This window comes from Corynebacterium sp. KPL1995 (genome assembly GCF_000477935.1).
GTDB classification, from domain to species: domain Bacteria; phylum Actinomycetota; class Actinomycetes; order Mycobacteriales; family Mycobacteriaceae; genus Corynebacterium; species Corynebacterium pseudodiphtheriticum.
Genome location: NZ_KI515715.1, coordinates 705118 through 726757, shown reverse-complemented (window position 1 = coordinate 726757; position 21640 = coordinate 705118). Strand labels below are relative to the sequence as shown.

At 54.4% G+C, this 21640-nt stretch carries 17 protein-coding genes and 2 pseudogenes; 9 read left to right on the top strand and 10 right to left on the bottom strand.

Annotated elements, in window-relative coordinates; all coding sequences use genetic code 11:
* Nucleotides 1-14: 14 nt before the first annotated feature.
* Together HMPREF1292_RS03210 and HMPREF1292_RS03205 are read right to left on the bottom strand one after the other, a co-directional pair.
* Complete coding sequence (locus HMPREF1292_RS03210) at nucleotides 15-1337, bottom strand: hypothetical protein (protein WP_023018729.1); 1323 nt, start codon at nucleotides 1335-1337, stop codon at nucleotides 15-17.
* Nucleotides 1330-2007: an ATP-binding cassette domain-containing protein gene (locus HMPREF1292_RS03205; RefSeq protein WP_023018728.1), complete on the bottom strand. Its 678-nt coding sequence runs from the start codon at nucleotides 2005-2007 to the stop codon at nucleotides 1330-1332. Before HMPREF1292_RS03205 ends, HMPREF1292_RS03210 begins: the two co-directional genes overlap by 8 nt.
* A gap of 441 nt (nucleotides 2008-2448) precedes the next feature.
* Here HMPREF1292_RS03205 and HMPREF1292_RS03200 point away from each other — a divergent pair, with 441 nt between their 5' ends.
* Nucleotides 2449-4065 carry an FAD-binding dehydrogenase gene (locus HMPREF1292_RS03200; protein ID WP_051137355.1) on the top strand — a complete coding sequence of 539 codons (1617 nt, stop codon included), beginning with the start codon at nucleotides 2449-2451 and terminating at the stop codon, nucleotides 4063-4065.
* Nucleotides 4066-4156: 91 nt separating this feature from the next.
* On the opposite strand, the gene HMPREF1292_RS03195 is transcribed toward HMPREF1292_RS03200, so the two are convergent.
* A complete protein-coding gene (locus HMPREF1292_RS03195; RefSeq protein ID WP_023018726.1) occupies nucleotides 4157-4834 on the bottom strand; it encodes a type 1 glutamine amidotransferase domain-containing protein in 678 nt (225 codons plus the stop codon).
* A gap of 737 nt (nucleotides 4835-5571) precedes the next feature.
* Between HMPREF1292_RS03195 and HMPREF1292_RS11005 the strand changes: the two genes are divergently transcribed.
* Complete coding sequence (locus HMPREF1292_RS11005) at nucleotides 5572-5766, top strand: hypothetical protein (RefSeq protein ID WP_156912278.1); 195 nt, start codon at nucleotides 5572-5574, stop codon at nucleotides 5764-5766.
* Nucleotides 5767-5826: 60 nt separating this feature from the next.
* Here the strand turns inward: HMPREF1292_RS11005 and HMPREF1292_RS03185 are convergent, their stop codons facing one another.
* Nucleotides 5827-6237 (bottom strand): hypothetical protein, encoded by a 411-nt coding sequence (locus tag HMPREF1292_RS03185; RefSeq protein WP_023018723.1) that lies wholly within the window; start codon nucleotides 6235-6237, stop codon nucleotides 5827-5829.
* 109 nt (nucleotides 6238-6346) lie between these two features.
* Nucleotides 6347-6868: pseudogene (locus HMPREF1292_RS10660) on the bottom strand (nitrite/sulfite reductase); the annotation flags it as partial.
* Nucleotides 6869-7267: 399 nt separating this feature from the next.
* On the opposite strand from HMPREF1292_RS10660, the gene HMPREF1292_RS03170 reads away from it, so the two are divergent.
* The gene (locus tag HMPREF1292_RS03170) at nucleotides 7268-8692 is read left to right on the top strand and encodes an FAD-dependent oxidoreductase (RefSeq protein ID WP_023018721.1); all 1425 of its coding nucleotides are present in this window, start codon (nucleotides 7268-7270) and stop codon (nucleotides 8690-8692) included.
* A 249-nt stretch (nucleotides 8693-8941) separates the two neighbouring features.
* Here HMPREF1292_RS03170 and HMPREF1292_RS03165 read toward each other — a convergent pair whose 3' ends face one another.
* Nucleotides 8942-9295, bottom strand: a complete 354-nt coding sequence (locus HMPREF1292_RS03165) for a hypothetical protein (protein WP_021353308.1) — start codon at nucleotides 9293-9295, stop codon at nucleotides 8942-8944.
* Between the two features lie 917 nt (nucleotides 9296-10212).
* Here HMPREF1292_RS03165 and HMPREF1292_RS03155 point away from each other — a divergent pair.
* The 6 genes and pseudogenes from HMPREF1292_RS03155 to HMPREF1292_RS03130 form a co-directional block, all read left to right on the top strand.
* Nucleotides 10213-11114, top strand: a pseudogene (locus tag HMPREF1292_RS03155) (ABC transporter ATP-binding protein); the annotation flags it as partial.
* 43 nt (nucleotides 11115-11157) lie between these two features.
* Nucleotides 11158-12018 carry an ABC transporter permease gene (locus tag HMPREF1292_RS03150; protein WP_023018717.1) on the top strand — a complete coding sequence of 287 codons (861 nt, stop codon included), beginning with the start codon at nucleotides 11158-11160 and terminating at the stop codon, nucleotides 12016-12018.
* A gap of 58 nt (nucleotides 12019-12076) precedes the next feature.
* Entirely contained in the window at nucleotides 12077-13198 is a 1122-nt protein-coding gene (locus tag HMPREF1292_RS03145) for a sensor histidine kinase (protein ID WP_023018716.1), read from the top strand.
* Entirely contained in the window at nucleotides 13195-13818 is a 624-nt protein-coding gene (locus HMPREF1292_RS03140; protein WP_023018715.1) for a response regulator transcription factor, read from the top strand. Before HMPREF1292_RS03145 ends, HMPREF1292_RS03140 begins: the two co-directional genes overlap by 4 nt.
* 16 nt (nucleotides 13819-13834) lie before the next feature.
* On the top strand, nucleotides 13835-14212 hold the full coding sequence (locus tag HMPREF1292_RS03135) for a DoxX family protein (RefSeq protein WP_034654929.1): 378 nt from the start codon (nucleotides 13835-13837) through the stop codon (nucleotides 14210-14212).
* 51 nt (nucleotides 14213-14263) lie between these two features.
* Nucleotides 14264-15724 carry a hypothetical protein gene (locus HMPREF1292_RS03130; protein WP_023018713.1) on the top strand — a complete coding sequence of 487 codons (1461 nt, stop codon included), beginning with the start codon at nucleotides 14264-14266 and terminating at the stop codon, nucleotides 15722-15724.
* Between the two features lie 24 nt (nucleotides 15725-15748).
* Here HMPREF1292_RS03130 and HMPREF1292_RS11220 read toward each other — a convergent pair whose 3' ends face one another.
* From HMPREF1292_RS11220 to leuS, 4 genes are all read right to left on the bottom strand, one after another.
* Nucleotides 15749-16210 carry a hypothetical protein gene (locus tag HMPREF1292_RS11220; protein ID WP_023018712.1) on the bottom strand — a complete coding sequence of 154 codons (462 nt, stop codon included), beginning with the start codon at nucleotides 16208-16210 and terminating at the stop codon, nucleotides 15749-15751.
* A 64-nt stretch (nucleotides 16211-16274) separates the two neighbouring features.
* Nucleotides 16275-17561 carry a Na/Pi symporter gene (locus HMPREF1292_RS03120; protein WP_023018711.1) on the bottom strand — a complete coding sequence of 429 codons (1287 nt, stop codon included), beginning with the start codon at nucleotides 17559-17561 and terminating at the stop codon, nucleotides 16275-16277.
* A 204-nt stretch (nucleotides 17562-17765) separates the two neighbouring features.
* Nucleotides 17766-18686 (bottom strand): hypothetical protein, encoded by a 921-nt coding sequence (locus tag HMPREF1292_RS03115; RefSeq protein WP_023018710.1) that lies wholly within the window; start codon nucleotides 18684-18686, stop codon nucleotides 17766-17768.
* Nucleotides 18687-18724: 38 nt separating this feature from the next.
* Nucleotides 18725-21610 carry a leucine--tRNA ligase gene (gene leuS / locus HMPREF1292_RS03110; RefSeq protein ID WP_023018709.1) on the bottom strand — a complete coding sequence of 962 codons (2886 nt, stop codon included), beginning with the start codon at nucleotides 21608-21610 and terminating at the stop codon, nucleotides 18725-18727.
* Nucleotides 21611-21640 lie beyond the last annotated feature (30 nt).

Below are 21640 nucleotides of genomic sequence, written 5' to 3'. Positions count from 1 at the left end.
GATTCCTTTTTAAGCTATTTCCTCGATGCCAAAGTGGTTTGATTCTCTTTGCCCTTTACACCAGAGAATCCCAGATACAGGAGCGGCACAAAAATCATAACGAGAATAAACACAGATATTAGTGGTTGCCAATATAACTCACTCAACATTTCAATCAAGCTGATATTCCAGACGAACATCATGAGTAGCCCTAGGAAAAGCACGCAAGCAAGCACTAGTGCCTGCGAAGAAAAAACTATTGAAGCAAGTGTGAGAAGTAATGCGAAATGGTATTCACGACTCATAATCCCTAGCTTGAGGAATTTATGGAGGCTACGGTTGAGCAATTGGCTAAGTATGAGACTTGCGGAGATAATCGCTAGTAGCGTAAAGGCTAGAGGCACGGCCATGAGCACCCAGAAATCCCACTGTGCAATGCCCCCTTCTCCCATGGCTCGGGCTTGCATACCTGATGCGCTGAAAAGTAACGCGGGGATGCTTGCAATGAGGAACAGGAATAACGAGATACCTGAAAAACGTGACCGGTATTCAGAAGTCACAGATTTACTCAAAACGGGGCTGGGACGGTACGAGGAAAACCTTGCAACGAGTGTCGTAAGATTGAGTGCAATATGTGGAGCCACCTGGGGAACAAGAGTAGAACCAACAAGCAGTATCCCTACCGTAAAAAGAATGCCACCTTGTTGTCCGTTTTCATAGACTATTCCGAATATAATTAATGCGGTCCCACCTAAAGCGAAAATCCCCCGCAAGAGCCAGCGTTTGATGGAGCGTAAGGTTCTGAAGCTATTGTTCACCCTGGTCACTAAATTCGTGCTCAAAAACAATACCGAGATAGTTAGTGGAATGAAGAGGCTGATTACTGCGAGAACTATGCCGAAAAAAGTAGGAACGCCAAATCCACTGACACTGATTAATGAAGTTCCATTATCATCAGGAAGCCATTCTAAGAGTGCAGAAAATGGTAAATAAAGCACGACTGCGAGGAGTAAGGCGCCGAGGAACGGCTTCCACATTTGCCCAAGCATTACGCGGATAAAGTGACGCCGACCTAGTCCAAAGCGTATAAGCGTTATGGATTGTTCCCGAAGGAGTAAAGAACCGAGAACTGCAAGCGGAATGTTCATGGCGATGGCGACAAATGTCGCCCAAAAGAGCATATTGCCACCAATAAACTTGAATTGGTCATCCGGAAACTCGTCAATCAATCGCGACCAGACTGAACCTAAAACAAGAACAAAGCTGGTGGTGATTCCGAGGGCTAGTGCGAGGACAAAGAAATATATTTTGGCCTCGCCGACGATCGACGCCCCAATTTTTTGCAAATTCTTATTCATGGTTTGCATCGTCCTTTTCCATAGTGATTACAGAATCAACGAAGCTTTCGACGACTGGGTCGTGTGACACCATGAGAACTCCCGTTCCCTCGTGCACCGCATCGTCAACGACACTGAATAAACTGTCCCGCGAGTCGCTATCTAATGCACTGCTCGGCTCATCAAGTAGCAGTAATTTAGGTTGTCGTATGAGTCCACCAGTGATCATGACTCTCTGTAATTGCCCCTTTGAAAGTTCGGTCAGCATCTGGTTTACAGTGTGTTCTACACCTAATGATTCGAGAATTCCGATATACAACCCTGAGCTCACTTTTTTCTTGCAAACTTGTAAATTGAATTCTAAATACTCTTTTACCGTAAGGCCTGGGAAAGCTACTAGTTCTTGGCCGACGTAGGAAATATCGCTTCGGAGTAATTTTTGGCGGGTCGATACTGAGGTCTTAGATATGTTGCACTCGCCAAGTAGCACTACGTTTCCTTCGTGTAGGGGGTGTAAGCCTACGATTGCGTTCAGGAATGTAGTCTTGCCACATCCGGAAGGACCTGATAACAATGCTTTTTGCCCGTGAGTAAGCTCAAAATCTAGTGGCAACGCTAAAGGGGCGCTGTGCTTTGGGGTCGCCTTGACGGCAACTGCTTGAACTTCTAGTACGGGGCTGACGGTTCTCATGGAAATGACTTTCTAATTTGGGGGGCAGCCCCTGGAAAGTGGCCCGAGTGTGGGTATTGTTTTAGTCCAATACCCTCTTTTAACGTAACATAAGTAATTAACTAGACGAGGAATGTAGCAAGTCACCTTTTTACGAGGATGAAATTAGCCGGAGCGATTAAAGTAAACCGAGGAAGACCGAACCTCGTTAAGTGCACAACGGATCCCTAGCCGACTTCAGTCTTTTTGCCTTTCGCCAAGGGATCCCAGAGTGTACAAATCCTTGCAGGTCTTACGATCGTTTAGGTTTCAACAGATTTTCCCACACTCAGCAAGCTATTAATTTAGACTTGCAATATGACTTACATAACACCAGAGACCTCGTCGCAAAGCAGCCCCACAGAGACGTCCACAGACTCATCCACCGTCCCTATAGTCATCGTCGGCTCTGGTCTGGCGGGCATGGTTGCAGCCTACGAGGCATTACAGGGCGGGAAACAGGTCGTGATCCTCGACCAAGAAAACCGCAATAACTTGGGCGGCCAAGCTTTCTGGTCGCTGGGTGGTTTGTTTTACGTGGGAAGCCCGGAGCAAAAATTGATGCGGGTGAGCGATTCTTATGAGCTCGCCTGGCGCGATTGGGAAAACAGTGCGGATTACGACGACGCTCCCCATGATCGCTGGCCGAAGGCCTGGGGCCAGGCATACGTGCAATTCGCGGCCGGCGAAAAGCGCGAATATTTAAAAAAGCTGGGGCTCAATGTCTTGCCGACGATCGGCTGGGCCGAGCGCGGTAGCGGCGATGCCAGTGGCCACGGCAATTCCGTTCCACGATTCCACCTCACCTGGGGCACCGGCCCAGAAGTGGTGCGGGTTTTCCGCGAACCACTCGAACGGGCAGAAGCAACCGGACAGCTCAGCTGGCGCTTCCGCCACCGCGTGGAAGGCCTGCTACAAGACGAGTCCGGCCGTGTCACCGGTGTACGCGGGGTCGAATTAGCAGCCGATGATGCGCTACCCCGCGGCCAGGCCTCGAGCAGAAAAGCCGTGCGCGAATTTCAACTGAATGCAGCATCCGTGGTCATCGCCACCGGCGGCATCGGAGGCAATCTAGCAAAAGTACGCGCCAGCTGGCCAAGCGATCGCTGGGGCCCGTGTCCCGACGATCTAGTAGCTGGCGTTCCAGCACACGTGGATGGCAGCGGCATCGACGTCGCCAAGCACGCCGGCGCAAACCTAGTGAATACGGACAGAATGTGGCACTACCCAGAGGGAATGCACAATTGGGACAGCATCTGGCCACACCATGGCATCCGCATTATTTCCGGGCCGTCGTCGTTGTGGCTGGATGCTACCGGCAAGCGCTTGCCAACGAACCTGTTTCCCGGCTCCGATAACCTCGCTGCATTAAGCCATATTGGTAAAACAGGCCACGGCTATTCCTGGTTTTTGTTGAACTCCACCATCGCGGATAAGGAATTCATCTTTTCTGGTTCCGAACAAAACCCAGATTTAACGCAGAAAACAATCCGGCAACTGGCCAGCAAGCTTGGGCCGAAAACACACCCGGCCGTGCAGGCTTTCAAAGACCATGGCGTGGATTGGGTGATCGCCGATAACCTCGATGAGTTAACCGCAAAAATGGCCGCGCTTGCCGACGACGGCCTGTTGGACCGCGAGCGTGTCGCACGCACCGTCGCTGATCGGGATTCCCAGCTGGATAACCCGTTTTCCAAGGATGCCCAGGTGAATTATCTGCGCACAGCCCGGAAATTTCTGGGCGATAAGATCGTGCGCGCTGCCGCACCGCACAAACTCGCAGATGCGAAACATGGGCCGCTCATTGCTGTACGGCTGCAGGTATTAACCCGCAAAACCCTAGGCGGGCTGGAGACAGACCTTTCGGGGCGCTGCCTCGACTCAGACGGCAACATCATCCCCGGTTTGCTTGCTTGCGGGGAGGCAGCTGGTTTCGGCGGTGGCGGCATGCACGGCAAGAATGCGCTGGAAGGCACCTTCTTAGGCGGCTGCATCCATTCCGGTAAACGCGTGGGAGAAGCGCTCGCGAAAGACAAATAACCTGCCCCGGGGGGCAAAACGGTGCCCTTGGAGCAGGTTAGCGCGGGCTTGTCAGAGCCCTGTTGAAACGCCGGTAGTTTAAGCGCTCATATTAAAAGTCGCGCAGGATACGCTGTGCCAGAGGCTCAGACGATGCTGGGTTCTGGCCGGTGTAAAGGTTGCGATCTACTTCGACGTATGGCTGCATCGGATCGGTCTGCTTAAAGTCAGCACCGAGTTCACGCAGGCGAGTCTCAACTACCCACTTGGCAGCTGCGATGGTCTCCTCGCCTTCTTCGGCGTTGGTAAAGCCAGTCATGGTGTAACCCTTCAGCGGCCAGTTGTCATTATCCATGGCGAGCAAAGCAGCTGGAGCGTGGCATACCAGGGAAAGCGCACGACCGGATTCAATACGGTCCTGCAGCAGTTTGGCGGAATCCTGGTCATAAGCCAAGTCTTCCATTGGGCCGTGGCCACCAGGGTAAAAGACGAGGTCATAGTCAGCCTCGTTAATATCAGCCAGATTAAGCGGGTTGTTCAGCTCCGAGCCGATTTCTCCGAGGTAATTCTCGTATTCTGCGCGCTCGCTGTCGGACAGAACATCGAGGCTGTACTGGTCTACTACTGGAGCCTTGGCATTTGGCGTCGCGAAGTCAATGTTCCATCCAGCGTTTTTGAATACGCGGTGTGGAGCAATCAGCTCTTCGGCCCAGTAACCGGTAGGGCGTGCGCTGCCGTCGGCCAGTGTCCATTTATCTGCAGCGGTAACTACGAATAGTGCGGAAGGCATAACTTCCTCCTTGCATATAGTTGAGCTATCTAATGTTCTTCAGATGTGTTGTACCCGCAAGTGCGTTGCACCCGGGAGGACAACGACGCCAAGACTACGCTTCAATGGATCTTCGTTGGCGAGATTTTTCTTCATGAGTCTTGCGGCAGAGGCAGAACAATGCCGCAATTTCGGGCCGGAAATTCGCACCCACAGCGATATAACTGCTGTTCAAGGCCGTATCGAGAGAAAATGCGATATGCATGAAGCCCAGCTACTGCACTCTGGAGAAAAAAGATGATTTGTCAACTATTTCACATTCTGGGAGAGCCGGTTGGTGGCGAAGTTTGTCGATTTCCGGTCTATTTCGCCGCCTGAGAAGAAGCTGAAGAAATCCAACACGAGGTTCTCAAAGAAGTTCTCGGACTTACCGAAGCCAACACTTTTTCACCACAGGCGACGAGAGGAATTGGACGAATTAGCGTCCTTATAACGGGAATCACAGTAACCTTGGGTCTATGAGGTTACAAGCAGCATTTATCCCGACAGCGGTAGCATTTTCTATGTTATCGGCGTGCTCCACAGCCGAGAGCGAACCTCCGACGCCTCAAACGCACGTTCCAGTCACCACCTCCCCAACTTCACCGGCCACGGCAACACAGCACCAAGAAGCACCTGACTCCCCTGACGCCGAGCACAACGGCAACCCCACTGCACCAGTTAACAATGACCACGGAATGTTTACCGTAAAATGCCAAGTGTCAAAAACTGAATCGGATCACGGCATCGTCGGATACGTATACGGAAACCATAAAACCAGCGTCCCCATCGCTGAGCAGGATGCCGAGCAGTACGTCCCAAAATTCGGCCCGGGAACTGAGAAGCAGAATTGCAGCACGATCGAAAAATACGTTCCTAGTGGAGCCTATGATCTGCATGACCAAGTGTTTTAAACTAGCGGCATGACTACTCCAGATTCTGGCCCAGATTCTGCCGCTGACCCTGCCTAGAATTTACACCCAGGCAAGTTGATTGGTGGCGGCCCCGGCGCGTGGGACATAGCGGCTGGCGAGTTCTGCCAACACGGTGTTTTCCATGGACATGGTAACCGCGATATCGCCGGGCACGTGTTCGTCCGCCCAAGCCAGAATGTCTTCGGCGCTGGCGTCGTATAGCGCATCGGCGTAGTTGGTGACGAGCTGCCGGTTGTGTGCCACAATGTCGTCGGCAAGCGGCTCCGTCGTGGTGGAAGCACCTGCTGGGGACTGTTCCGGGTCACGATAATTCTGCTCTGTGTGCGATGTTCCACGTGAAACATTGAGAAAATTCAGCGACCTGTGCAGGGAGTTTCGCAGCGCCTCGTTAATGGACACCGCCGGCTCGGGTTTGGTTTCCAGCGAAACCTCATGACAGGGCCTCCTCATCCGCACAGACAGTCCACTGCGCAAAAACTCGCCCTTCTCGCGTTGCTGCCTGTAGTTCTCGCCGACGTGCACTCGCATTCGGGTAGTCGTTCAGGGAAATCGTCAGGCTGGAATCAATATCGCCAATGCGCTCTTCTAACTCGTCGCCCGCCACCCAAGCTGTGGGCGAACCCAAGATCACGCGCGGCACGTCACCGCAGCCCATCATCGTGGTCAGACCAACGGTATCCAGCCTGCGCCAAATCTCTGGGACATCCTCGATGCGTATCGAGTGCAGCTGGATATTCTGCCGGTCAGTGAAATCCGCGGTAGACCGTGCGAAATCCCGGGAGACCTCACCGACGACGCGCAAGCTTTCCGGGGCGGCTTGGCTGCCGTCGAAACGAACGCGCATCATGAAATATTTATTTAGCAGCTCGTGGTTTTCTAATTGACCGGCGTATTCGCCACCCAGTTTTTGCTTGCGCTGGGTATAAATGCCGAGCTATTTGAAGCACTTGCTGATGCCATCAGCAGAGATCGAATCAAAACCCTACTTGGAGTAGGTATCGATCACACGCTGCTTCACCTCGAAGGCTTCTTGTTCTTGCTTCACCTCCTCTTCTTTGTTCAGAGGGCTGGTGCCATCAATATTCCGCTACCCTTCTGCTTTGGGTCTCCGCTTTGGGCGCGCGGATGCGTTTGTAGTCATAAAATGCCTCACTAAACGGTTTCGGCGATGTGCAGGTGTTTTAGTCGGGGCTAGTTGTAGATTTTGCTGTTCAACCGGAAAGTCACAAGCCCGGTCGAACCAATTCGTTCACTCCATGTGAACAGGTCGGTCTATTTGACTCATGTAAAAATGCTGCATGCGACCTGGAGTAATGTGGCCCACATCATTTGAATTTAAATCGCTAGCTAGCAAAATAGAGACAAATAGGTTCAAATAGATCTTGCTTGCTTAACGCGAACCGAATAAGCGCGTGATCACGCACGCGCAGAAGAACGCACTCGCACGAGAAACCAACCAAGAAAGGCGCTATACACACGAATGGCTACTTCTAATGCAGCAGCGTCCAACCAGACCGACGCAGTGACCACCAACCCCAACACCGAAGGCGATAAACCACTGAAGGTCGCCGTCGTCGGTGCAGGCCCAGCGGGTATTTACGCCTCCGATATCCTGATTAAAAAGACCGGCGGCAACGTCGATATTGACTTGCTCGACCGCATGCCCACCCCCTTCGGCTTGATCCGCTACGGCGTGGCTCCGGATCACCCGCGTATTAAAGGCATCATCAAATCGCTGCACCGCGTGCTCAGCAACGAGAAGATCCGGTTTATCGGCAACGTCGAGGTTGGCCACACCATCAGCGTCGAAGAACTCAAGGATCATTACGACGCCGTTATTTTCTCCACCGGCGCCGTCGACGACCGCGACCTGAACATCCCTGGCGCGGACCTGGAAGGTGTGTGGGGTGCTGGCGAATTCGTCGGCTTCTACGACGGTAACCCCCGCTTCGAGCGCAACTGGGACCTTTCCGCCGAGCAAGTCGCGGTCATCGGCGTCGGCAATGTGGGCCTGGATGTCTCCCGCATTTTGGCGAAGACGGGCGACGAGTTGAAGGTCACCGAAATTCCAGACAATGTCTACGAATCACTGGCGCAAAACCAGGCCCACACCGTGCGCGTGTTCGGGCGCCGCGGCCCTGCCGAAGCAAAGTTCACCCCGCAGGAACTGAAAGAACTCGACCACTCGGACACCATCAACGTCGTCGTCGACCCGGAAGATATTGATTACGACGAATCCGGCGAGGCGGCACGTCGCGCATCGAAGTCGCAAGATCAGGTGTGCCAAATTCTGGAACAGTACGCGGTGCGCGACCCGAAGGAAGCACCACACACGCTGCAGATTCATTTCTTTGAAAACCCGGTCGAGATCATCGGCAAGGATGGCAAGGTTGCAGCGCTGAAGACCGAGCGCACCGAACTGACTGGTGACGGAAATGTGCAAGGCACCGGCGAATTCACCGAATGGCCGGTACAAGCTGTCTACCGCGCGGTTGGTTACCGTTCGGTGGGCATCGAGGGTGTGCCGTTTGATGATCAGAAGCACGTCATCCCCAACGACGGCGGCCACGTACTCACAGAACCGAATGGCGAAATTGTGCCAAGCCTGTATACCACCGGCTGGATTAAGCGCGGCCCGGTTGGCCTGATTGGTAACACGAAATCCGATGCCGCCGAGACCATCGGCATGCTGTTGGAGGATATTGCGGCCGGTAAGCTGTCTGCTGCCGACAACACCGACTTGGTGGAGTTGTTGGAATCCCGCGGCGTCGAAGTGACCAACTGGGAGGGCTTCCAGTTGCTGGATGCCCGCGAAGTAGCTTTGGGTGAGGCCGAAGGCCGCGAGCGCAAAAAGCTCGTAGAGTTTGAAGAAATGCTTGAAGCCTCCCGTAACCCGCAGAGCTAACGGCGAGCGCTAAAAAGCTTCATTTTCTGCACGGCTTCACAGCTGCAAGCTCCGCGGCTCCCGGTTTCACGCCTGCGAGTTCCGCGGCTCCACGCCCCCGTAAAAAGCTGTACAAACCCAGATCTGTCTTGTCAGATCTGGGTTTTATTATTTATTGACGGTCACGCCGGGCCGCGCGCTATTCCACGTTGGATTTGGCTGCGCGTCCAGCTTCGGCTTCCGTTAGATGCACCTGTGTCCAGGCCCGTTTTAGATTGGGGAAAGATCTGTCCACACCGGGTCACCGCCAAAAAGCATAACAACGGCATTAACTACGCTTCCCAGGATCATCAGCACGACACCAAGCGCGAATCCGAGGACAATCGCTATTATCTCTACGAAGAATAAGGCCGGAGCCAACAATAAAAGTGCGCGACTTCGGGCATAAAGCCCACACCCAAAAACAATTACCGCTGCGAGAGCAGTAACGAGCCAATACGCGAGGTCCCGGGAAGGCTCCTCGATGACCAATAACCATGAGAGCACATAAAATCCCATGACCACCCAGCCCGCGTAGAGCGCAATGTTTTGGCGAGACTTCTTGTTGCGAGTTATCAGGGACATGCTTTCTCCTTAGGTTTCGGAGGTAGTTTTAATTAAACGGTGTCTACTATCTTCCATAGTAATCCCAACAACACAATGGATGTGGTTATGATATAGCGCACTTCTTAATCTATCTTATTGTTTTACTAGCTCGTCAGGCTGTTTATGTGGCCGACCAATTCATAGGTACGAATCGAACTGGGTAGAGCTGCCACGACATCAGAGTCGAAGACACTTAAAGATCATCATGAAATGCTCAGGTTTTATTTCGTTTAAGCAGCTGGGAAAATCTTCGAACATGCTGACGATCCATACCCAGACGTGTAAAGACCTCGTCAAGGTTGAAAAAGAGTCTTGGGGCGGCAACCTGTGACACGAAATAATGGAAATTAAGGCAAATTCCTAGGAACAAACCCCAGGGCACCTCACTGACTAAGGCGAAGAATACAAACCGAAAATGGCGCACTCACCTATGACTAACGTCGCCATGGAGGTTAAGCAATCGGTAAACCAATCGGCCAGCCGCATACACAGCCAGGACACCCACCAGTATTAAAACCAGAGTGCGGTTAGCAGAATCTATCGCTAAATATACGCAAATTACCAGGACTGCCATTGTCAGGAAGAATACAGCTGCCTCACGGCCAATCGTCGGTGCTGGAGTCAACCGAATCAGGTCTTGAAAAACTTTCATGAGAATCCCTTTCCCCTCGAGTTTCATTTATTTCTTGTATTTCCACTGTGCCAATTCTCTCGCCTGAAGCGTAGTGCCAAATGTAGGTAGACGATATGAGCTTTATCATGCGCAACCAGCGGAAACCTGACCCACACCACACTGCAAGTAATGACAAAAGTCATCCCACCCTAATGATCTTTAACAGAGAAAATAATGATCAATCTTCGCGTGCAAACGATCGAATTTTTGCCAGCATAGAAGCATGAACGAATCAACAAAACATGAAACAGTGCTCCAAGTCAGCGACCTTACCCGTAGTTATGGCCAGGGAACGAAAGCGTTCTGGGCCGTCAAAGGACTGAACTTCCATGTCTTCCGCGGCGATGTCTTCGGCCTTCTTGGCACCAACGGCGCTGGAAAAACATCTACGTTGGAGATTCTCGAAGGGCTAGCCCCTGCAACTTCTGGCAAAGTCAAGGTCTTCGGGCGCGACCCCTTCGATGATAGGGCTCTCATTCGTCCAAGAATGGGCATCATGCTCCAGTCGGGTGGGCTTCCCTCGCAGCTAACGGTAGAGGAAACTATCAAGATGTGGCAGGGCACATGCTCTAATCCCCGAGATCCAGAAGAAATACTTGCCGACGTCGAGCTATTACACCGACTTGATGTTCGGGTAGGGGCCCTCTCTGGCGGCGAGCAACGTCGGCTTGACCTCGGTTGTGCCTTGCTCGGAAATCCGGAACTTCTGTTCCTCGATGAGCCCACCACGGGACTCGATCCGGAATCTCGTAGAAATGTCTGGGATCTGCTCCTGCGACTCAAAAACAGGGCGTGACGATGGTCCTAACCACCCACTATTTGGAAGAAGCCGAAACGCTTTGTGATCGTATCGCCATTATGAATGAAGGAACCGTTGCACGTGAGGGCACGCTTTCCGAGCTGGTGAATTCGGTTTCCGCAGAGATCACGGTATCCAGCATCCATACCCCGCCCCGGCTTCCGGGGACCACCATCACCACCGAACAAAAACGCCACACAATCTATACAAAACAGCTACCCCAGGACACTCTCGCAGTTTTGGAGTGGGCACGTAAAAACCAACTTGAGTTGGAACATTTTTCCGCTCGCCCTGCCTCCCTGGAAAAGGTGTTCATGAGCATCGCTGGCGACAAAAGACCATCAAACTAGCCACGAAGGAGCGCAAACAATGACCTCTACAACCTCTCACCGTGCCACTACCGCCACCGGATCGGCTTCAGAATCCGCCAATCGCCGGAGTTCCGGCTGGAAGCGCTACCGATCCTTAGCTATGGCCGAAATCCGACAGTACCTGCGCAACAAGACACTGCTATTCATGGCTATCGTATTCCCCATTGGGGTGGGCCTATTGATGCAGTTCATGGGTGGAGACGAACAGCCTGCAAACGCACAAGTGCAGGCCGCAATCTCAATGGAAGTGTTTTTCCTTATTACTCTGATGTTCGTCCAGTTCTACTCCGTGCTATCCATGACCACTGCGCGTCGTGATGAACGCGTGCTCAAGCGATTACGTACTGGTGAAGCTCGCAGCGCAGAGATTATAGCTGCGCTGGCCACGCCTGGAGCGATCATGTCACTCCTGCTTACCGCGTTAATGTCTGGCATACTCATCATCTACACAGGCGACATACCGCGTACAGGAATTCTGCTGCTTCTGGCCATTGTGTTAGGAATTGTCATCTCTACAGGTTTGGCGCTGCTTACCAGCTCAATCACTGCCAATGCCGAAGCCGCACAGATGACGTCTCTTCCCGTCATGGTTTTGGCAATGCTCTCACAATCTCCGCTGCGCTCTACCCTGCCCGACCAAATCCAAGATCCGTTAGCACGCACGCCGTTTGCGCTGCTTGGCGATCTCACCTTCATCGAATGGACTGGTCAACCACTTACTTCGGATGCCGCACCTACAGATGGCGAGCTAACGACCACTCTGGCCACCGCAATGAACCCGCTTGCACTCATGTTGGTCTGGAGTATTGCCCTAATGTGGGCAGCATTCCGCTACATGAAATGGGAAACTAACCGCTGATTGTTAATCAAACTCAATGTACCCTGACAGAGTGACCATGCTACGAGGGTTCATGGAGATGCCAGAGACCGAAAAATTCTCCACCTACGTTCGACTCTCGATGCATGCAGCGCTGCTAGCAATTGCTATCTTAAGCTTCCGACAGGTTTTGGCATCGCCCGGCGAATTTCAGGATTCCCTGGTTCTTCTGGTGGTTTTAATCAACGGTGGACTCACTGCACTGACAATCGAACGAACACCAGCCTTTTCAACAACACCTCGACCGCTCGGAAAACTTTATCCGGGAGCTATTGCCGTAAATCTTTTGTGCTGGACTATCTCCATCGGTCTCCTTGTCACGCAACGCGCTCCCCATCTCACAGGTACCATTGGCGGGCTGTCGCTATTTTTATTATTCAGCTTCGCGTTCGTGCTATCAATCCACATTAAACACGCTTATCTTCTCGTTGTGGCATTAAGCGTAATCACTGCATTCGTGGTTGAGCACCCTGAGCTAGATCATCCCGTCTATATCGTTGCTTTTGCATTAGTGTTGGTTTTGTTGAACAAGGTAACTGTGTGGTCGGTGGGGATCGTGAAAGCGCTCTACCGCACGCGAGAGTTGCAGTCACAACTGAAAATACAGGAGGAGCGCCTACGCTTTGCTCAAGAGCTGCACGACAGCTTGGGACAACGCCTAGCGGCGATGTCCCTGAAGACTCAGCTCGCCATCTCACTGCACAGGAAAGATACCGACCGGACAGATGATGAACTTCGCGACATTGAAAAGCTCGTACGTCTCATGCGTACGGATTTACATCAAGTGGTAACAGGCTATCGCACGTTGCACCCAAACTCTGAGCTTGAAGAGGCCAGTAATCTACTGAGAAAAGCAAACGTCGCAGTCACCGTGACAGGACATCCACAAGACATCCCAAACTCCTGCCAACAGACCGCCGCCTGGTTCATCCGTGAAGCGACCACCAATGTGATGAAACACTCGAACGCAAGCAAGGTGAACGTCACATTCTCAGAACACGCGGTATCCATCACCAATGACGGGGTGGAGCGCAATTTCGGGCCGCTCGGTGGCATACAAGCGCTACAGGAACGGGCTAAGCAAATCGGTGGAACAATCTCGCTTATTCACCAAAACAATCAGTGCACTGCGACACTTTCTTGGAAAGGCACCAACCGATGATCACCGTAGCAATCGTCGACGATGAACAGCTGATCGCTTCATCGCTAGCCACCTTGTTAGAACTGGAAGCCGATCTTACGGTGACCGAGACTTTCGCCTCCGGTGAGGAGGTGATGTCTCGGTGGGAAAAGGCCAACGCCCTCGAATCCCGACTACCTGATGTGCTGGTGACAGACCTGCAGCTCGGAGGTATTGATGGCGTCGAACTAGCACAAGAAATTTCGCGCCTGTCGCCTCAAACTGCCATTGTGATCGTCACGAGTCATTCGCGGCCACACCAACTCAAACGAGCTCTGACATCCGGGGTACAAGGATTTCTACCTAAAACTGCGACCGCGGAAGAATTTGCCACCGCGATCCGCACGGTACACGAAGGCAGAAGCTTCATCGACCAAGAGCTCGCTGCTATGACCATCACCGCAACTTCCAGCCCACTGACTGAACGCGAAGCTGACGTTATCGAAGCCACTGGTAGAGGAGGTTCGATAGAACAAATTGCCAAAGAAGTCTTCCTGGCTACCGGAACAACTAGGAACTATCTTTCCTCGGCAATGGCAAAGCTCGGTGCGCAAAACCGATTCGAAGCATATTTACGCGCACGAGAATCAGGGTGGATTTAGACGAAGAATTCTATCTCTGAAATTCCGCGGATATCATCCATCGGGGCGCGGAAATTATTTCCTGGCAGCAGTTCTCGCTGGGGATGCAGCTATGTCAATCAAACCTCCCAAGTTCATTCGGGATTGCCTGAATGGGGTGAAGTTTCCGCAAAATTGGTGGTGGTCACTGATCGTCATCAAATCGTTGGCCGCTTTCGGGCTTGTGCGTGGCACTGCGAATAACAGCCCGCAAGTGACAACGGCTGCATCCACCGGCGTCGTGGCTTATTTCGCGTGTGCAATCTTTGCGCATGTGAAGGCAAAGTTTTTAGGTAAGGAATTCTGGCTCAACTGTTTAGGGATGACAGCACTCAGCACGACAGTGCTGGTGCAAAACCGCAAGCAGTATCGCTAGGCCATCTGCGAACCCTCCGCGCCCCGCACCCCACGGTGTAGCATCAAGCATATGAAGCCAACCGTCGGAAAGATTATCGCAGCTTCGATTCTTAGCGCCGGGGTGCTTGGCGGTGGTGCAGCACTAGGCATCGCCACCACCTATGACTCCCCAGAACGGGCGCACTACCAGATCGACGCCCCGACACACAGCAATCTCGCCCTGCGCATTCACAACCCCGACGGCGTGCTCACTGCTGACGACGAACGGATCCTCGAACGTGATGCCGCACGCCTCGAAGTACCGGGCGTCGTCAAGCAGCTGCACTATATTGTTTTCGCAGATAACGACGACAACGTCAACGACACCGTGGAAAACTACCTGCGCGATCACCACCCGGAGCTCATCGGCGACGATAGTTTTGCCGACGGCACATTGTTTGTTGGCGTGGGGCTGAATCCCCGGCAAGCTTTCATCTTCGCTGGTGATGACGTCGCAGAGTTACTCGAATTGCGCGACAGCAGCCACCTGAGCGAATCACTGGATGCGATCAAACCCGGTGTCAAAGGCGGCAATATCCCCGGCGGCCTGGTCCACGGCGCATCCGTAGCAACCGACCTCGCTGCCCTCGAGCAAGCGCACTTCGATAGCGCAGAATCCAACCGCACCTCCGCCATCGTTATGGGAGGTCTCGGCGCCGCAGCCCTCGGTGGTGGTGTTGCAGCAACAACCGGCGGGTATCGGCGTAGCCGTGCAAAGAAAATCGCCCAAGCGCGGGAAGACTTCGACTATATTTCCGTTGAATTCGGCACACTCGCCCAGCGTTTGGACGCCATCGATATCCGCGCACATTCACTGACCTCCGCTTTTGCGGATCAGCAGTTGCGCAACCAGTGGCGCAAGGTGCGGGACCGCTTTCTGCACATGCATGACGACGTCTCCAAATTCAGCGAACTCAGCCCGCGAAGCGACGACAAGACATTCCTGCAGTACGCGGGCCAGCTCAGTGACGCGGCCTCGACCGCGAAGAAAATGCACCATGCCGAAGACAACATCGACACGATCTTTGCTTTGGAAAATGGTGATGAACTCACCCGGCGCACCGAGGCGCAGTCATTGCGTGACGACGTCGTCGAGGCGAAAATGAAGGTGCGAAATGATGATTCCGGTCTTTACCAGGAATTGGCTGCGATCCAGCAGCGAACCGAAGCTCTAGCCCAAGAACCTAGTGCTGAGAATTTCTTGGACAATTTTATTATCGTGCTGCGTGATTATCAGGCGGCATTAACAGAGCTACGCAGGCAGAAGTTTAGCGATATTGACGAATCGAAGGCGGATGCACCACAAGCTCCGGGATTGACTTCGTCCGATTACCGGCCGGGTTATGGATGGAATAACTTCGTGCCTTATTGGGCGCTGAGCAGCTGGCATGCTTCCACCGTCGAGGCGCAATCCAGTAGTTCGAACAGCGGGAGCACGAATACGTCGTTTAGTTCTGGGTTTTCTGGCGCGGGTGGCTCATCGGGGTTTTAGCGCTAGCGCTTCAGGGTTTGAGCGCTAGCGCTGTGAGCCGTGCGCTTCGCGTGGGTTCTCGTGGCTATTGTTCTCTACGTCGTCGTGGTCGTCGTGGTCGTCGTCCTCGAAGCCGTGTTGATCGGTGCTGTGCAGGTCGTCGCTGTTATCTTCGCGGCCGCCATTCTGGTGTTGCCCAGAAGCAGCGCCACTATCAGTCTCCCCAGCTTCGCTAGTCCCAAGCTCATCTTCGCGGGTCTCACGCAGTTCCCCAATCAACTCAGAAAAGAAATCCCGCACGACAGACCACTGCACGGTCGTGTTTTCCAAATGCTCCGGCAAACGTTCAATCTCTAGGCTTAGCTCTTTGCGACGGCGCTGCTCCGCCAGCTCACTGCGCAGCTCACTTAACGATGCCTCGGCCTCACGCAGAATCTTTTCCAGCTGCTCTTCTACGGACTTACCGCGCAGATTGTCAGCCCCGGTGTCGTGGTGCGGATCCATCATCGTTATTACTTCCTTATCTCATATCACCGGCGAGCATGTTCTGCACCGGGATGAGTGGTGATTCCTAGAATACGGTGGTTAGCAGGATCAAAACGCCCGGCAGCACCAAGAACATGCCCAGCACCCACGCTGCGATATACAGTTTGTTCCGTGCGCCGATATTCGCGATGCCCTGCGCCAAAAACAGCGGCACCTCACGCACACCTGGGATGCCGTAAATAACCAGCGCAGCGAAAACGTTGAACATCAGGTGAATCAGCGCGCCTTGCAAAGCAGCCTGGCCTTCCAAGCCAGTGAATGCGAATGCGGCAATCAGTGCGGTGATCGTGGTGCCGATATTCGCACCGATGGTGAATGGATAGACCTGGCGGATGGACAAGGTGTTAGAACCAGCCAGAGGAACCACCAGAGCGGTTGTCGTCGAAGAAGACTGCACCAGCATGGTGATTACCATGCCAGCACCAATGCCGGAGATCGGACCACGGCCCAAGGACTTGTGCAGAATGTCTTTGGCCTTACCAACCATCACGACCTTCAGCAGCGCACCAATGAAGTTGACGACGCCGAGGATCAGCGCAATACCAATCAAGATTTGCGCAACACCAGCGATGGTCTCTGGCAACCAGCTCGTCGATGCAACCAGCAGGTCTTTGCCCGGCTCGGTGATAAAGCCAATGAACGTGCCCAGGCCTTCCATGCCGGTGGCCAAGAAACCAGCCTGTTCGGATTCGGCGTTCACGCCGGAAACCAAGAAGCCTGTGACCTTTTCCAACAGGCCGAACATCAGCTCCAGCGGCAGGAAGATCAACACCGCCAGCAGGTTAAACATGTCATGCACGGACGCTGCGGCGAAACCACGACGGAAGGATTCTTTGTCGCGCACCATGCCCAACGAGACCAACGTGGAGGTCAGCGTGGTGCCGACGTTCGCGCCCATCAACATTGGGATGGCGATTTGAACTGGTAAACCACCGGCCATCATGCCGACAACAATCGAGGTGGTCGTCGACGAAGACTGAATCAACGCAGTGGCCAGGATGCCGACCATGAGCGCGATCAGTGGGTTCTGCGCGAAAGCGAACAGCTCTTCCGCATGATCGCCGGTGGCAGCCTTAAAGCCATCACCGATCACACCGACGGCGGTGATAAGCAACCACACGCTGACGGCGACAGCAACCCAGTTCACCCACTGCTTATCAGTGTCAATGCCGAGGCGCTTCAGTGGATTACGCGGAGCCTTTTGCTTTTCCTGCACACCCTGTTCCAGCCGTAGTTGAGCGTCGCCAAGGGTGCGGTCATCGGATGCGGTCTGATCCGGGAGCGTTTGCCCTGAGGAAGTGTGTGACATCATCTGTTTCCTGACACCTTGCTTCGCACTTGCAGCCCGCACCCTCAGAAAACTTAAGAAAACTAGAGGTGCGTACTGCCACTGATTGGTTTGTTTCAGACCCACTCGGGGCCTTACAACAAGCAATGTATAGGGCGTGCGGAAATACGAGGTTCACACAAGGTTACAAACAAGCAAACTTTTTGGATTGTGAGCAACCTAACGAGGCTAGCGACGCCCGGCCTTTTCGTCGGCAGCAATGATGCGCTGCAAGTACTCCGCTATTGTCGGTGCCTCAATCCATGCTGGCGTCGGGTTCCAGAACGGAGACACAGCCTGACCTGCGATAAAGAAGGTACCGAAGCCGTCGTCAGTAGCACCCACAAATGCGATCTCATCGGCAGATTCTGCCACTACGGAATAGCCAGCGAACGCGGTTGCCTGCGCACCCTTCAATTCTTCGGCAGAATCATTCCGCTCCATGAACGCCTCAGCCGCCTCGGTGGTGGAGAGTTGTTCATCTGGAGTAAACATTCCGTTACGGAACACGATGCCGCGCGTCATGCCCCCATTGACATCCTTGAGCGGCTTATCGATATTCAGCAAACACCGCAGCCCGTCCTCGCCCGGCGCGACCGTTTCCGGGAGTTCACACAAAGAACCATCCGGCAGTGCAATGCGGTAGAAGCCGTCCGTGACGGTCGGTTCAATGGTCTCACCGTCGCCGAGGTCAGCCGCCGGGGTTGGTTCCTTGCTAGAACTCGACTTGCTGGAGCTGGATTTACCGCTCGACTTGCTGGATTTCTCCGAGCTGGATTTCTGGGAACCGGATTTCTCGCTGGACTTGTCTGTGGACTTGCCGGAGCTTTTTTCGGTGGATTTTCCTGAAGATTTCTCGCTCGATTTTCCGGTCGATTCGCTTGCCGACGCCGAGCCAGACTCGGATTCGCTTGCCGACGCCGAATCGGTGGACGTAGCCGACGCTGCAGAATCCGCCTCCGTGGCAGCGGCATCGGCAGTGCTATCCGCAGCGCTGTCGGCAGGCTGCGGATCGGGACGATTTTCTGGGTTCGAACAACCCGCGACGCTTAAAGCAATGACGGCGCTGATGCCAAGCGTGCGGGCGAGTTTACGTGCATGAGGTTTCATGCACCTAGTCTAGCCTGTTTGCCGGGTCACAATACCCGCTACTTCACCACCAGGTTGATCATGCGGCCAGGCACCACGATCTTCTTCACCACGGACTTCTCGCCGATCGCCGCGAGCACCTTGTCGTCGGCAAGCGCGGCGGCCACGGCATCATCCTGGGAGATATCCGCAGCGACCTGCACCCGCGATTTCACCTTGCCGTTCACCTGCACAGGTAGCTCAATTTCGTCGTCGACCAGGTACTTCTCGTCGAAGCTCGGGAACGGCACGAAGGTGATAGTGCCCTCGTGGCCCAGGCGCGTCCACAACTCCTCGGCGATGTGCGGCGCCACCGGAGCGACCATCACAGCGATCGGCTCCACGGCAGCACGCGGCGCACCGTCCGGGTAGTTCTTCGTCAAGTAATTCACGTACTCGATGAGCTTGGCGACGACGGTGTTCACCCGCAGGTTCTCATAGTCATCGCGTACCCCAGCGATGGTGCGGTGCAGCTGCTGCAGATCCTTCTTGCCCAGCTCCGCATCCACGACGGCCACCTCGCCGGTGTTCTCGTTGACCACCAGGCGCCACAGGCGCTGCAAGAAACGCTGCGCACCGACGACGTCCTTAGTGGCCCACGGACGTGAATCCGCCAGCGGCCCCATCGACATCTCATAAACACGCAGGGTATCGGCGCCAAAGTTTTCGGCAATATCGTCGGGCGCGACCGCGTTCTTCAGCGATTTACCCATCTTGCCGTATTCCCGGTTCACCTTCTCACCGTGGTAGAAGAACTCGCCGTCGCGCTCTTCGACTTCCTCCGCTGGCACATAGACGCCACGGGAATCGGTGTAGGCATAGGCCTGGATATAGCCCTGGTTGTACAAACGGCGGTACGGCTCTTTCGAGCTCACATGCCCGAGGTCAAACAGCACTTTGTGCCAGAAACGCGCATACAACAGGTGCAGCACGGCATGCTCCACGCCGCCGACGTACAAGTCCACCCCGCCCGGATCGTTCGGGCCGTGTACCTCTGGGCGTGGCCCGGTCCAATAGCGCTCGTTGTCGATATCGCAGAAAGCGTCGCTGTTCGTCGGGTCGATATAGCGCATCTGGTACCAGGACGAACCTGCCCACTGCGGCATAACGTTGGCATCGCGGTAGTAGGTCTTGGTGCCTTCGCCCAAGTCCATCTCCACTTCAATCCACTCGCGTGCCTTCGCCAACGGCGGCTGTGGCTCGGTGTCGTGGTCATCCGGATCGAAGGACACCGGCTGGTAGTCATCAACCTCCGGCAACTCGACCGGCAGCTGATCTTCCGGGATCGCGTGTGGCCGACCGGCCTCGTCGTAGACGATCGGGAATGGCTCGCCCCAATAACGCTGGCGGGCAAACAGCCAGTCGCGCAGCTTGTATTGGATCTTCTCGACGCCCAGCTCACGCGCAGCCAACCAGTCGATCGTCGTCGCAATCGCGTCCGCCTTGGATTTGCCGGTCAGGTCCAGCCCGTCGTCATTGGCGGAATTCACGTAAGTGCCTTCACCGGTGTGCGCGGCAGAAGAAACATCCCCGCCAGCGACAACCTCGGTGATGGGCAAGCCAAAGACCTGCGCGTATTCGTAGTCGCGCTCGTCGTGCGCGGGAACAGCCATGATCGCGCCCGTACCGTAGCCAGTCAATACATAGTCCGCGGTAAAGACCGGCAGCTTCTTCCCGTTGACCGGGTTGGTGGCGTAGCTGCCTAAGAAAACGCCAGTCTTTTCCTTATTCTCTTGGCGCTCCAAATCCGACTTCGCGGCGATGTCACTACGGTAGGCCTCGATCGCTTCCTTCGGGTCCTCATGGCCATAGGTCCAGCGTGCGTCGACGTCATCGTCGTACGGAACCGGCGAGAGCAAAGCGTCGACAAGCGGGTGCTCCGGGGCCAGCACAACGTATTCCGCGCCAAAAAGCGTGTCCGGGCGCGTGGTAAACACCGTGATGTCGTGGCCCTCGCAGCGGAAATCCACCTCGGCACCGCGCGAGCGACCAATCCAGTTGCGCTGCATGGATTTCACCTTCTCCGGCCAATCCAGCAGTTCCAGATCATCCAACAGGCGGTCAGAATACGCGGTAATGCGCATCATCCACTGCTTTAAATTCTTGCGGAACACCGGGAAGTTGCCGCGCTCAGAACGGCCATCGGCGGTGACCTCTTCATTCGCCAACACCGTGCCCAAGCCCGGGCACCAATTCACTGTGGAATCGCTCAGATACACCAGGCGGAATTCATCCACGGCCCGGTCTTTTTCTTTTTCACTTAACGACGCATACTCGCGGCCGTCCTTGGTGGCCAGCTCGCCAGATTCCAGCATCGGGTACAGCTCGTCGATCGGGCGGGCCTTCTGCTGCTGCTCATCGAACCACGACTGGTAGATCTGCAAGAAAATCCACTGCGTCCAACGATAAAATTCGGGATCAATGGTGGCCACCGAACGGCGCTTATCATGGCCCAACCCCAACGATCCCAACTGGCGACGCATATTCGCGATATTCGCCACCGTCGTCGTGCGCGGGTGGGTTCCGGTTTGGATCGCATACTGCTCAGCCGGCAGACCAAAAGCGTCATAGCCCAAGGTGTGCAGCACGTTTTTGCCCAATAAGCGGTTGAACCGGGCGAACACATCCGTGGCGATATAGCCCAGCGGGTGCCCCACGTGCAGGCCCGCGCCAGACGGGTAGGGGAACATATCCTGGACGAAGAGCTTGTCTTCGGGCAGGGTGCCGTCGGCAAGAGCTAAATCACCGGTTGGGTTTGGCGCATGAAACGTTCCGTTGTCGTCCCAGTACTGCTGCCAACGCGACTCAATCTGGTTGGCAAGCTGCGGGGTATAACGGTGTTCCGGGCCAGTGTTGCTGACATTTTCAGCACTAAGATTTTCTGTGTTTTCGCGCGCTTCGGTCATGGTTTTATAGTCTAATAGCTTTACGGGATC